Source organism: Paenibacillus sp. MAEPY2, from assembly GCF_000499205.1.
In the GTDB taxonomy this organism is placed as follows: Bacteria; Bacillota; Bacilli; order Paenibacillales; family Paenibacillaceae; genus Paenibacillus; species Paenibacillus vandeheii.
Window position 1 is genome coordinate 35,787 of the sequence record NZ_AWUK01000036.1, and the last position, 12,048, is coordinate 47,834.

The 12,048-nt window shown below is 48.4% G+C and carries 13 protein-coding genes; 10 read left to right on the plus strand and 3 right to left on the minus strand.

The window, feature by feature from the left end; translation table 11 throughout:
• Positions 1-64: 64 nt before the first annotated feature.
• Together P364_RS0126085 and P364_RS0126090 are read left to right on the plus strand one after the other, a co-directional pair.
• The gene (locus P364_RS0126085; RefSeq protein ID WP_024632983.1) at positions 65-550 is read left to right on the plus strand and encodes a hypothetical protein; all 486 of its coding nucleotides are present in this window, start codon (positions 65-67) and stop codon (positions 548-550) included.
• 31 nt (positions 551-581) lie between these two features.
• Positions 582-767: a hypothetical protein gene (locus P364_RS0126090; RefSeq protein WP_024632984.1), complete on the plus strand. Its 186-nt coding sequence runs from the start codon at positions 582-584 to the stop codon at positions 765-767.
• Positions 768-848: 81 nt separating this feature from the next.
• Here P364_RS0126090 and P364_RS0126095 read toward each other — a convergent pair whose 3' ends face one another.
• On the minus strand, positions 849-1,310 hold the full coding sequence (locus P364_RS0126095) for a MarR family winged helix-turn-helix transcriptional regulator (protein ID WP_024632985.1): 462 nt from the start codon (positions 1,308-1,310) through the stop codon (positions 849-851).
• A gap of 386 nt (positions 1,311-1,696) precedes the next feature.
• On the opposite strand from P364_RS0126095, the gene P364_RS0126100 reads away from it, so the two are divergent.
• From P364_RS0126100 to P364_RS35650, 3 genes are all read left to right on the plus strand, one after another.
• Positions 1,697-2,428 carry an ABC transporter ATP-binding protein gene (locus P364_RS0126100; RefSeq protein WP_024632986.1) on the plus strand — a complete coding sequence of 244 codons (732 nt, stop codon included), beginning with the start codon at positions 1,697-1,699 and terminating at the stop codon, positions 2,426-2,428.
• Positions 2,429-2,446: 18 nt separating this feature from the next.
• Complete coding sequence (locus tag P364_RS0126105; RefSeq protein WP_024632987.1) at positions 2,447-3,697, plus strand: ABC transporter permease; 1,251 nt, start codon at positions 2,447-2,449, stop codon at positions 3,695-3,697.
• A 115-nt stretch (positions 3,698-3,812) separates the two neighbouring features.
• Positions 3,813-4,196, plus strand: coding sequence for a hypothetical protein (locus P364_RS35650; protein ID WP_024632988.1), 384 nt, complete (start codon positions 3,813-3,815; stop codon positions 4,194-4,196).
• A gap of 194 nt (positions 4,197-4,390) precedes the next feature.
• Here P364_RS35650 and P364_RS0126115 read toward each other — a convergent pair whose 3' ends face one another.
• Positions 4,391-5,659, minus strand: a complete 1,269-nt coding sequence (locus P364_RS0126115) for an NAD(P)/FAD-dependent oxidoreductase (RefSeq protein WP_024632989.1) — start codon at positions 5,657-5,659, stop codon at positions 4,391-4,393.
• Positions 5,660-5,855: 196 nt separating this feature from the next.
• Here P364_RS0126115 and P364_RS0126120 point away from each other — a divergent pair, with 196 nt between their 5' ends.
• The 3 genes from P364_RS0126120 (at position 5,856) to nadE (ending at position 9,099) form a co-directional block, all read left to right on the plus strand.
• The gene (locus P364_RS0126120) at positions 5,856-7,547 is read left to right on the plus strand and encodes a two-component system sensor histidine kinase NtrB (RefSeq protein WP_081718145.1); all 1,692 of its coding nucleotides are present in this window, start codon (positions 5,856-5,858) and stop codon (positions 7,545-7,547) included.
• Between the two features lie 169 nt (positions 7,548-7,716).
• Positions 7,717-8,151: a BrxA/BrxB family bacilliredoxin gene (locus P364_RS0126125; RefSeq protein WP_024632990.1), complete on the plus strand. Its 435-nt coding sequence runs from the start codon at positions 7,717-7,719 to the stop codon at positions 8,149-8,151.
• A 138-nt stretch (positions 8,152-8,289) separates the two neighbouring features.
• Positions 8,290-9,099: an ammonia-dependent NAD(+) synthetase gene (nadE, locus tag P364_RS0126130; protein ID WP_024632991.1), complete on the plus strand. Its 810-nt coding sequence runs from the start codon at positions 8,290-8,292 to the stop codon at positions 9,097-9,099.
• 95 nt (positions 9,100-9,194) lie between these two features.
• Here nadE and P364_RS0126135 read toward each other — a convergent pair whose 3' ends face one another.
• Positions 9,195-10,010, minus strand: a complete 816-nt coding sequence (locus tag P364_RS0126135) for an alpha/beta hydrolase family protein (protein ID WP_024632992.1) — start codon at positions 10,008-10,010, stop codon at positions 9,195-9,197.
• 187 nt (positions 10,011-10,197) lie between these two features.
• On the opposite strand from P364_RS0126135, the gene acpS reads away from it, so the two are divergent.
• Complete coding sequence (gene acpS / locus P364_RS0126140) at positions 10,198-10,617, plus strand: holo-ACP synthase (RefSeq protein WP_024632993.1); 420 nt, start codon at positions 10,198-10,200, stop codon at positions 10,615-10,617.
• 61 nt (positions 10,618-10,678) lie between these two features.
• Positions 10,679-12,031 carry an A/G-specific adenine glycosylase gene (mutY, locus tag P364_RS0126145; RefSeq protein WP_024632994.1) on the plus strand — a complete coding sequence of 451 codons (1,353 nt, stop codon included), beginning with the start codon at positions 10,679-10,681 and terminating at the stop codon, positions 12,029-12,031.
• Positions 12,032-12,048: the final 17 nt, after the last annotated feature.

Sequence of the window (12,048 nt, forward strand, 5' to 3'; positions counted from 1 at the left end):
TGTTTATTATTTTCTAGAAGGGATTTTCTGTAATGTTCAGTAATAGAATGGGAGGCGAGTTAAGATGAGAAAACAATCGCAGCAATCGTACGGGTTTGTGCCATTTTCAATCAAGTCGCTGGCAGCCCTTCTAACATGTATTTCGCTTCCTATGGTTGTCGAACTCATGCAATATGTTCCCTTAGTTGAACGAGCTGAACATACATATTACTATCCTTTCTGGTATACATTGATCATAAGCATTCTTATCAATGTGGCTGTTCTTCTATTTCTGATTCTGCCTTTATCGTTATTTGTGGACAATGTGCTTGCTTCCTTGAGATTGAATGGACCTGTAACAAGGGTGATATCTGTAATCGGAACTTATTTTCTTTTGGGTATAGGCAGTGCGCTGTTGTTCTCCATCTTTGTGTTCAAAATGGATGCCTTCCAGTATGTCGGCCCTTATCAATACGTAGTAATAACAACCTTTGTTTTTTTGTTGTGGCAATCCGGTCTGGGATGGATAGTGAATAAAGCCCGTAATCAGGGGCAAACCAACACAAAATAATATAGATATCTCATTGGGAGTAGAGGTGAGGATGATGTTTCCCAATAATCTGAATTCGTCGAAGGAAGACGAAGCCAAACGCAAGTACGAAGAGACTCAGAGGGAGATTGAGGGGCACAGTCGCTCAGATCTGTCCAGATACGTTGTCGATTTGCTGATTGCAGGTGGATTGGTTGTCGCTGCCCTGACGGTGTTGATGTGGATTCTGTACCTTTGATTAACACATACGAATAACCGGTACCGCCTATTTAGGCGAACCGGTTATTTTTAATTTGGATCAGGTGATATGGGGCTGGTCCTAGCCGTTTGCGGATAAACGATCTGCACCGAGTGCAAGCCTTTCCAACAGCTCAGACAGCAATGTTTTGTCATCCTCGCTCAGTCCGCTGACAGCACGATCAATTTTGTGTGCATAGCCTGGATAGATTTCATCCATGGTACGCTGGCCTTCCTCGGTCAGTTCTACAAAAATGATGCGTCTGTCCTGTGGACAGTGTTTGCGATGCAAAAGTCCTTTTTGCTCCAGCTTGTCAATGACATAAGTGACATTCCCGCTTTGCAGCAGAAGCTGTGCACCGACTTGTTGAATAGGCTGTGCTCCTTTCATATATAACACTTCGAGCACCCCGTAAGCGGTGGGGTTGAAGCCATGCACTTTGCTTCCGGATACAGCGTGTTCATTCACGCTCTTAAATGTCTGGGCCAAGGTGCGGTACAGATGAAGAGAACGTTCGGTTCCGATTTCCTGTAATTCCAGCATGCTGATCCCGCCTTTTCAGATTAGTTTGTAATTGATAATGAACTGACAGTTGACGATTCAGAGGGTCGCCATGTTTTTATTGTAAGCGTCTGTTTGTGTGAAAAACATGCGATATGTCACAAGATTTGCATTTTTAGCAATTAAAATTTAATCATTTTTTGTCTATATAAATTGAACGATTGAATATTTACCCTTGTCACTGCGCTGACAGAACAACCTTCCGATCGCTGTTATGTTCTAGCATCGGAGTGGTAAGTGTAAAATAATCTTTGTTCCATTTAATATAGAATACAAAAGCTCAAAATGATCAAACAATTCCTCACGAACTCGTTTACAATAACAATAAAGAACCGAACAAGCACCTGACAGGACAGGGAGTGAATGATATGGAAAGCGAAAACAAAGATATACCCGCACAGGAGTCCATATTGGATGTACATATTACGGAAGCAGGATATGATGCGGGTCAATCCACAATAAGAAACATCCGATTACACGTGGCTCAAGGAGAATTGGTAGGCATTATCGGACCGAATGGGGCTGGCAAAAGCACGACCATCAAAACATTGCTTGGCCTGCTTGAGCATGCAAAATATGAAGTGACCATTGGAGGAGACGGTCGCTATGCCTATATCCCAGAACAGCCTGTTTTTTACGAATATATGACCCTGTGGGAACATCTCGACCTGGCTGCGGCCGCCTATGAGATGGAAGAAGATGTCTTTGTTGCCAGGGCGGAGGAACTGCTGATTCGTTTCGGTATGGACCACGTTCGCAATGATCTTCCAGCCAGTTTCTCCAAGGGCATGCGGCAGAAAATGATGCTGATGATCGGCTTCCTGTCCTCGCCGGATGTATATATTGTGGACGAGCCTTTTATCGGACTGGATCCGCGAGCAACCAAGGATTTTCTGAAATTGCTTGACGATGAGCGCCGCCGTGGTGCAGGTGTCCTTATGTCAACGCATGTACTGGATACCGCAGAGCGAATCTGTGATCGTTTTATTCTCATCCACGCCGGGGGATCAGCTGCTGAAGGAACGCTGGATGAAATCCGTGCAGCCGCGGATTTGCCGGAAGCCTCATTATTCGATTGTTTTGATACACTGACATCCTAAGCGGGAAGGGGAGAAGAGATGCAGACCTTTCATACATACACACCACTTGGTTTATATAGACGCAGGCGCAAGGAGCACTTCAATGAACAGTTAAAAAACCTGAAACTGGTAGTAGATTGGACGGTATGGGTATATCTGCTTGTTCCGGGTCTGTTGTATCTTAGCGGATGGTATATGAGCTTGTGGTCCAAACCGCTTCCCTCATGGGCGACCGGATTATCGCTGCCTACACTGACAGGACTAATCGACATCGTTATGCTCACAGGTGGAATTATTATATTTGTGGAAGAAGCGGATGTGTTATTCCTGAAGTCGAGGTCACTGTGGATGCGCACCTTGATGAGACAGGGGATCTACCGGGCTTGTATGCAGCATCTGGGTAAAATGATTGCAATTACCGCGTTGACCGCACCACTATGGTCCCGTGTGTATGACATGTCAATTATCCATATCGCGCTTATATCGATTTGGTTTGGCGCAGTGGCTTCATTTCAGGTTATTGTGCTCCATATGACAAAAGTACGGTATACCGGCTGGAGACGCTGGATTCGCATGATTCCTCTCGCAATTGCAATGGGCATTATCACGATTGGGGCAACGTATTGGATGCATGGGCAGATCTGGACACTGCTTGCAGGCATCGTGGCCGCATTCCTTCTACTGATAATGGTTGGCCGAATGAGGCTGGAGATGAAGGGGACCTTTGAGGGCGATGTGAGAGAGGATCTACGGGAAAGACTGAAGCTTACAGCACTTATACTAAGTCGCTCCATCACCAAGCCAAAAGCGCCGCGCACTCGGACCATGATATTCCGCAAGCCGCGCAAGCTGCTGCGTCATCGATCCATCTCTAATCGGACAGCCGAGACGGCATTCAAGGCATTTTTTCGTAACTCATCGACCATGAAACTGTATTTGCAGCTTGGTGGCCTATCCATCGCTGCTGTAGCTCTGCCGCCTTTTCCGGTCAATGTGATTGTGTGTGGATTATTAATTATCATGCTGAGTGTACTCTTTTATCGTTCATGGGATGTATTTGCAACCTCCGACTATGTTCAGCTCGTATCCTACGATGCCGAGGCGTTGAATCAAGCTGCGACGACCATGGTCCGAATGTTATTCGTTCCGATCGGGATTCTAATGGGATATTCACTGGGGGCAGCCTGGCTGGGTTGGCTCGAAGGTATCCTTACAGCTGCGGCTGCGGTGGCATTTGGACTGTTCGTTCTGTCTGTAACAGGCTGGATTCGTTACATCCGATCTGCATAGAATGATATTCTTCCTTGTGCAGTAGCATATCCGATGAAATAACTGACCATGCTAGAGGAGACGGATCTTATCATTTTAGAAGATAAGGGATCAGCTCTCGCAAGGAGGAAAAATTATGATGGATGATAGTGAACTTCAGGTGCACTTCGCAGATCATGCAGCGCTGCTCGCTGCGCAAGCAACTTTGGAGGAACTGGGGTATAAACCATATCAGTCTGGACCGCTCGAATTGTACATTCCTACAGATCGTCAGGATACGCAATCCGCTGTGGAAATCGTACAGTCTCACGGAGGCAGTGCCGTGTTTCTTTCCGAAACCGATGGATTGGATCAGTTTCAGAATATATCCATTCCGGCTCATCTCGTGAATGAAGATTGGCATGAAGGTTATGCGAGTGGAGGCCAAGGGAGCAATCCTGAACAGGGGATGCATAACCGGGATGATGATCCGACCTTCGATGATTCAGTCGATGGATTCTCGGGCAGTGTGAAGGCGTAAAGACATATGGGTGATGCTGCTGTTTGTCTTAGTATGTAACTGTGTTTGTAACAAGGATTTGGAATGGGCATAGCATATATCATATAAAAAACCTCGATACCCCATGATAGTGGGATTTCGAGGTTTTTTTAATACTTTTATTGACCTTACCTGATGTGGAACGTGAATCCGTCCATCAACATCGTATGTTCATGTTATGAGCTAGTGTTTTTATACTCTGCAGCATGCATACCCGCCGTATACCCCGTAGAGAAGGCGGCAGTAATATTATAGCCTCCCGTGTAGCCATGAATATCCAGGACTTCACCGCAAAAGAATAGCCCCGGCAGCAGCTTGGATTCCATTGTTTTGGGGTAAATCTCCTTTAAGTGGATTCCCCCGCCAGTTACAAAGGCCTCCTTGAGAGAACGTGTACCGTCTGCGCGGAAGGTAAAAGCCTTCATCAACCCCACTAATGTAGTTAACATACCTTTGGGAAAATGGTGGAATGTGAGGTCTTCGCTGATCTCTGCACGCTTCATCATCAATGGAATCATGCGTTCAGGAACCCATGTTTTGAGTATGTTTTTGACAGCCTTTCGGGATTCCTGCTCCAGCACCTGCTGAACCTGGGCTTCCAAAGCGCCGGCAGACAGATCCGGGAACAGATCAATACTCATCGTGACCTGTGGTTGTCCAGATTTCATCTGCACTTTGCGAATAAACTGGCTGCAACGAAGCGCAATCGGCCCGGATACGCCAAAATGGGTAAAGATCATATCTCCGCGATGGGAGATAACCGTTTTGCCTTTGGCATCCAGAACTGATAACCCCACATTCCGCAAGGACAAGCCTTGCAATTCTTTGGATTGAATCCAGCTTTCACCAGACACAATTGGTACTTCCGTCGGATATAGCTCCGTAATCGTATGTCCAGCCGCTTCAGCCCAAGGATAGCCATCCCCGGTTGAGCCGGTTTGGGGGACCGATTTGCCCCCGGTAGCGATAATAACAGAGCGTCCAAGCACGGTTGTACCAGATGCCAGCTTCACTCCCTGCACATGTTGACCGTTCTGAATCAATTCCTTAACCGGCTGTTTGGTGCGAATCTCAACCCCAAGGGAAATGATCTTGCCTACCAACGCATCTACCACCGTTTTGGCTTTATCGGTTACCGGGAACATTCTCCCGTTATCCTCCTCTTTCAGGGCAATACCGAGATTCTCAAAAAAACGCATAATTCCCTGATTGTCCAGATTCTGAAATGAACTATATAAAAAGCGTCCATTGCCCGGAATATGCCGGATCAGTTCATCCGTCTCCTTGGCATTGGTCACATTGCAGCGACCGCCACCAGAGATCCCGAGTTTGCGGCCGAGTTGATCTCCTTTATCCAGCAGAAGCACGGAGGCTCCATGCTCGGCAGCAGCAACACAGGCCATGAGTCCCGCAGATCCACCACCAATTACAATGACATCATACATGCGTTATTACCCTCTTTTTTCATTGATTTTGTCTGATTTCCGAAAAAGCTGTCTACTCCTGCCTGTTTATGAAACAATACAAATGTATTAGCAGTTCTATTATGCAGTCTTAAGGGATATATTGTAATATACTGTCGCCTATGTTTTAATCAGAAATACATAAGGGAATGTGCAGGCAGAGGAGGGAGATGGCATTGTGGTTGCGTTGAAGGACATTCTTTTACAAATACTGCTTGCAGGAGCTGCGGTATTCCTGATTCCATTATTGCACTTGAGGCTCTCCAAGCAAACGGTCGCCAAGGCAGGATATCACAGGATGATACTGACCAGTTTTGCCGCGACCAGTGTGGTGAGCATGTTACTGTGTCTGCTTTTTGCTCTCTATGGAAGCCCAGTATCCGTTCCCATCTCCTTGGGCATTGTGCCCCTGACGCTCGTCATATTGTATTGCAGGCCCCGCGTAGGCCTAACGCTGTCTCTTCTCCAGATACTCTTCTATTTTCTCTTTGCGCATCCCTATAATTTGTACGGATTTCTATTTCAAACGGGTATCCTTCTCTATCCTATTGTATGGTTGTCAGCCAAACGATTCAAGCATTATACACGTTCACGCAAAATGGGAACAGTTATCGCCTTGATAACGGCAGAGCTGGTTGTGGACAGTCTGCTATATATCCTATCTATTGAAAGTCATGCAACATTCTCAATAGTACATTGGCTATTGCCAGCTCTGGGATACACGATCGGTGCAATCCTCGCCGGAAGTCTTAGTATGCTCTGGATTGAACAGATGCAGCATCACAGGGGGCTGGAGCAGCATTTGTCCGAAGTTCATCATCGATACATAGCCGAAACGGAAAAGCTTAACCAAATTCTGAATGCCGTTCCTTTATCCATAGCTACCGTAGATAGGGAGGGGACCGTGCAGTTCGTGAATGATACCATGGAGCAAACGGCGCGGGATCAACTGCCCTGCACAACAACACCTGATTTGATTGGGCAACCTGCTAGCCAGTTTGTCGAACAAGCTCAGGCAGACAAGATGGAGAACAGTATTCGCAAAGCCATTGTTCATGGAGAAGTGAGTGGGCTGACAGTGCGTTATGGCTCAAACGTGTTCCAGTCCCGGACGGTTCCTATTTACGCTTTATCCCCAGAACCAAGAGAGGCTATAGGAGCCATGTTGATCATTCAGGACATTACTGAGCTTGAAATGCTGCGAAGCGAGCTCGATAATGTGGATCGACTCAGTCTCGTCGGACAAATGGCCGCAAGTATTACCCATGAGGTAAGAAATCCAATGGCGGTTGTGCGTGGTTTTCTTCAATTAATGCAGGAAAAGAGCCCGGAGTCCCTGGATCACTATTACCGAATCGTGCTGGAAGAGCTTGATCGGGCAAACAGCATTATTAATGATTTTCTATCATTGGCGCAGAATAGAATTGCCGAGAAAGAAGAATCCCAGCTGCATGATATCATCCATGAACTAAGTCCTTTATTATGGGCGGATGCAAATTTGCGAGGTCAGAGTATTGAATTTATGCTGGCTCACGATGTGCCCAAGCTGCATCTGAATTCAAAGGAAATCAAACAAGTGGTACTTAATCTGGCTCGCAACGGGATGGAAGCCATGAATGAAAAAGGAGTACTTACGCTGGAGACCCGGTTGGTGGATGACACGGTGGAGCTGTGTGTACGAGATACAGGCCCGGGTATACCTAGAGTGAAGCAGGAGAAGCTGTTCGAACCTTTTTTTACGACCAAAGCCAAAGGAACCGGACTGGGATTATCCATGTGTCTAAGCATTGTTGAACGACATAACGGAACCATTACCATCGAATCGGAGGAAGGTCAGGGTACAACGTTCAAGGTTGCATTCCAACGCTGAACTTCAAGCATGTTTTGCCAAGGAATGAGACATAATATTGTAGAAGAAGCCTTTCCGCAGGCGGTCTTTGAACCTTGCTTTCATTGATTAGCGATGTATAATAGGAATAGCACAAAAGCATTTAATTTTTTAAATAATAGAACCTACATGTTTAAGGAGTGAAACCGAAATGTCTATGTCATTTGATCAATACATGAAAGATATGGTTCAACCGATGCGGGATGATTTGACTCGTTTGGGAATTCAGGAGCTGCGTACGCCAGAAGAGGTTGAAGCAAGTTTGCCGAATGCCAAAGGAACCGCTCTGGTTGTTATTAACTCGGTCTGCGGATGTGCCGCAGGTCAATGCCGTCCAGGTGTATCCCAAGCACTTCAGCATGATATTACACCAGACCACCTGTACACGGTATTTGCCGGTCAGGATAAGGAAGCTACAGCAAAAGCACGTGAATACTTTGCACCGTATCCTCCATCTTCACCTTCCATCGCTTTGATGAAAGACGGAGAACTCGTTCATTTTATTGAGCGTCATCAAGTGGAAGACCGTTCTGCAGAGGAAATCGCGGCTGAGCTCACAAGTGTGTTTGACCGTTACTGCCGTTAATTAGCTCAAGCAAACGCCCCGCCTTTCGGATGACCGATGCCGGGGCGTTTCATTTTGAGCGAATAAGGTTATTGAACCATTCGGACCTTTCAAAATGGACATCAAATTTCATTAATTTAGAAACGGGGTGTGTGAACGATGAGTTTGCAACAACAGATCATCGCTGAATTGAAGGTTAAACCAAGCATTAATGAAGAAGAGGAAGTGCGCAAGCGCGTTGACTTTCTCAAAACGTATGTGAAAAATGCCGGTTCCAAAGGATTGCTCATCGCGATCAGTGGCGGGATTGACAGCGCTGTAGCTACGGCGCTTTGCAAAAAAGCAACGGACGAGCTTACAGCAGAGGAGAACAAGGAATACAAAACACTGGGTGTATTCCAGCCTTATGGTGAGCAATCGGACATTGACCATAGCTATGCTGTGGCAAAAGCCTATGACCTGAAGCATGTTGTGGAAACAAACATCGAAGATGCAGTTAACGAGATTGCACTCGAAGTGGAGCAAGGTTTCAAATCGATGGGAAGCCCGCGTCACATGACTCACCAAGGCAAAGGGAACGTGAAAGCGAGAACCCGTATGGTGATGCAATATGCTCTCTCCTTTGAGGAAAATCTGTTGGTTGTCGGAACAGACCATGCTTCTGAAGCCATCACGGGTTTCTACACCAAATGGGGTGACGGCGCCGTGGATATTACACCATTGAGCACCCTGAACAAACGTCAGGTGCGTCAGCTGGCTGCGTATTTGAACGTGCCACAGGCCATTTTGGACAAGGCTCCATCAGCAGGACTCTGGGAAGGCCAGACCGATGAAGATGAACTGGGCATTTCGTATGAAGCGAACAGTGACTATCTGGAGGGCAAACAGATCGATCCGGCTGCACAGGAGCGTCTTGAAGCATTTTACAAGCGTACACATCACAAACGTAATGCCATTCCTGGCATCTAATATGGATGGCAAGCATACCATGATATGGACAATGCAAGCATCTAAACAGCAAAGAGTCACTGCATAAGGCAGCGACTCTTTTTGTTATGCAGGAACTACTTACTCCAGGCCTCGATCTGGCGAAGGGTTTCGGTGATCGCCTGCTCAAGCTGTGGAGTCGATTCTTTGAATGGATGTACCGTATTAAACGTGTGGTTTCCTCCAGGGATCTGGTACCACGGGACATCCGGACGAGCCTGAACCAGTGCGGCCGAGCCGCCACGCAGCCGTTGGCCATCCTCTGTTCCTTGAATAAGTGCTACACGTAGAGGTGAGGCAGACAAACGATCAATGATGGCATAGCGGTCCTTGTGCTTGTCCAAATCCTCCAGAATGGATACATCCAGTGGCATCTGCTGGCCTGTTCGGCCGTTCGTGACATGGCTGCGGCCAAGCGTACGCATTTCCTCTTTTTGCTCCGGTGTAAAAAGATCCAGGTTAGTTACGCCGTTCCAGGATAGAACGCCCGCAATCTGCTCGGGATGATCCAGCGCGTACACGAGGCATACGCCTGCACCACGGCTATGTCCAATCAGAATTACCGGCAGTTCGTTAAGCTCTGGCTGTGTGGACACATAGTCAAGCAGCGTTGCCAAGTCAGCAAGCTCCCGGCTGTACGTATTGACTGCAAACTTTTCAAGTTCAGAAAATTGCTCCAGATCTTCTCCAACGCCGTTGTGAGAGAAATTGAAGGTCAGGACGTGATGATTCTCGCTTAGCTGGGATGCAGCGTAGGGGAACATGCCCCAGTCTTTGAAGCCTTTGTAACCGTGAGCCAGGATCATGATTCCTTGAGCGGGTTGCCGTGCAGTGAATATATTTCCGCGAATGACGGCATCCCCGCCAGCAGGCAGTTCAAATGCTGTGGACATATCTTATTCCTCCTCAATTTTCATACTATTCCCGATTCATATTTTAACATAAATGGTAATGTGGACGAAGGTACTCGCATCCGTACGCCCCTCCTGCTACAATAGAATACGTGTTCGGATAAGTTACGGATCATATGACCGAATGGAGATCGTTTACAGCATAAATGATTAAGCGGGTGAAACGTTGATGATATATGGCATTGGAAACGACGTGCTGGAGATTGGACGCATGCGCAAGCTGATGTCCGGTCGCCACGCGGAAGCGTTTATGAAGCGAATTTTAACATATGCCGAGCGGGAGATTGCGGATCATCGGGGGAAACGAAGGGTCGAGTTTGTATCCGGCCGCTTCGCCGCAAAGGAAGCAGTGTCCAAGGCGTTTGGCTGCGGAATTGGAAGCGTGATGAGTTTTACCGACATTGAAGTACTGCCTGATGAGAAAGGACGTCCCGTTGCCACACTGTCCGCTGAGGCATGGGAACGGCTGCAACTGCCATACGGCCAACAGTATGACATTCATTTGAGCATTACACACCAGACGGAGCTGGCTGCGGCCTTTGCTATTGTGGAGCAGATGGAGAAGACGTTGCCTGGATCTGAACAGTAACCATGATGGAATGTGTGAAGAACATTAGCATGTAAGCACGGTAACAGGAGAGGACGGGAATATGGGTTTATTGGAACAGAAACGACACTTCAGTGTGAATTTGCTGGATTGGTATATGGTCAACAGACGGGATTTGCCGTGGCGTCGCCACAACAACCCCTATTTTACGTGGGTATCGGAAATTATGCTGCAACAGACTCGGGTGGATACGGTGATCCCGTATTTCAACCGTTTTATCGGGAATTTTCCGACCGTACAGGCTTTGGCTGAGGCACCGGAAGAAGATGTTTTGAAAAATTGGGAAGGACTCGGATATTATTCGCGTGCCCGTAATCTTCAGGCAGCTGCCAGACAAGTCATGGAGCTGCATGGCGGGGAGATGCCGCAGGACAAGCAGGCGGTCTTTGCGTTAAAAGGGGTGGGCCCGTATACAGCCGGGGCCATTCTCAGCATTGCCTTCAACCAGCCGCAGCCAGCGGTGGATGGCAATGTGATGCGGGTCCTGTCCCGATACTTCCTCATTGATGAGGACATTATGAAGGGCAGCACCCGGGTGTTGATGGAAGAGCTCGCGGGAGAGCTCATTCCGGAAGGGCGTGCGCGTGATTTCAATCAGGCGCTGATGGAACTTGGCGCGCTGGTGTGCACGCCCAAAGCGCCGCACTGCCTGACTTGCCCGGTCATGGAGCAATGTTCCGGCCGCATCGCCGGACGGGAGCTCACGCTGCCGGTCAAGACCAAGGCGAAGCCGCCGCGCCCTGAGCAGCGGCTGGTCGCCATTGTGGAGGGCCGCGGTGCTCATCGCGGTCGTGTGCTTGTGCGCCAGCGCCCAGCAACGGGCCTATTGGCCCGTATGTGGGAGCTGCCGCATGTGCTGGCGGCGCCCGCCGCAGCCGGCAAGGCGGCGGGGCCGCTGGCCGATGAGCCGGCCATGGCTTTGCTGGCCGGCAGTCTGTGGGCGGAAGGCTTCGCTGCCCGCCCGGAAGGGCTGGCTACCCATGCGGAGCATGTGTTCAGCCATATTGTCTGGAGCCTGCAGGTGTACAAATGCACCGAGCAGGACCAGAGTAACGAGCTTCCGCTGATCGCTGCGGAAGCCAGAGCCGCCTACGACGCACAGGCGGCTGCGAGCGATCACTCATCCTCAGCGTCTGCTGCGTCTGAGTTGGCAACAACTTACTCGGAGCAGTTCCATTCGGTTACTTCTCTGCTCTCCAACCAATCGGAAGATGCGGACCTGTTGGATGAATCTCCAGCGGCAGATGACGCTCAGCTTACGCTGATTGGCAAAGGCGATGGCCTGACCTACCGCTGGATTGGTCCGGAAGATATGGACAAGATGGCATTCCCGAACATCTTCCTGAAGCTCATCAGCAGTTATTTTGCAGGAGCGTATGACGATGTTAATGAATAATGGGCGCATACCATATG

Excerpts from the sequence above, each read along its gene's own strand:
- P364_RS0126085 (WP_024632983.1), top strand. The coding sequence starts at position 65 with ATGAGAAAACAATCGCAGCAATCGTACGGGTTTGTGCCATTTTCAATC.
- P364_RS0126115 (WP_024632989.1), bottom strand. The coding sequence starts at position 5,659 with ATGTATGATGTCATTGTAATTGGTGGTGGATCTGCGGGACTCATGGCC.
- acpS (WP_024632993.1), top strand. The coding sequence starts at position 10,198 with ATGATATATGGCATTGGAAACGACGTGCTGGAGATTGGACGCATGCGC.
- P364_RS0126095 (WP_024632985.1), bottom strand. The coding sequence starts at position 1,310 with ATGCTGGAATTACAGGAAATCGGAACCGAACGTTCTCTTCATCTGTAC.
- P364_RS35650 (WP_024632988.1), top strand. The coding sequence starts at position 3,813 with ATGATGGATGATAGTGAACTTCAGGTGCACTTCGCAGATCATGCAGCG.
- P364_RS0126135 (WP_024632992.1), bottom strand. The coding sequence starts at position 10,010 with ATGTCCACAGCATTTGAACTGCCTGCTGGCGGGGATGCCGTCATTCGC.
- P364_RS0126125 (WP_024632990.1), top strand. The coding sequence starts at position 7,717 with ATGTCTATGTCATTTGATCAATACATGAAAGATATGGTTCAACCGATG.
- P364_RS0126100 (WP_024632986.1), top strand. The coding sequence starts at position 1,697 with ATGGAAAGCGAAAACAAAGATATACCCGCACAGGAGTCCATATTGGAT.
- mutY (WP_024632994.1), top strand. The coding sequence starts at position 10,679 with ATGGGTTTATTGGAACAGAAACGACACTTCAGTGTGAATTTGCTGGAT.
- nadE (WP_024632991.1), top strand. The coding sequence starts at position 8,290 with ATGAGTTTGCAACAACAGATCATCGCTGAATTGAAGGTTAAACCAAGC.
- P364_RS0126105 (WP_024632987.1), top strand. The coding sequence starts at position 2,447 with ATGCAGACCTTTCATACATACACACCACTTGGTTTATATAGACGCAGG.
- P364_RS0126090 (WP_024632984.1), top strand. The coding sequence starts at position 582 with ATGATGTTTCCCAATAATCTGAATTCGTCGAAGGAAGACGAAGCCAAA.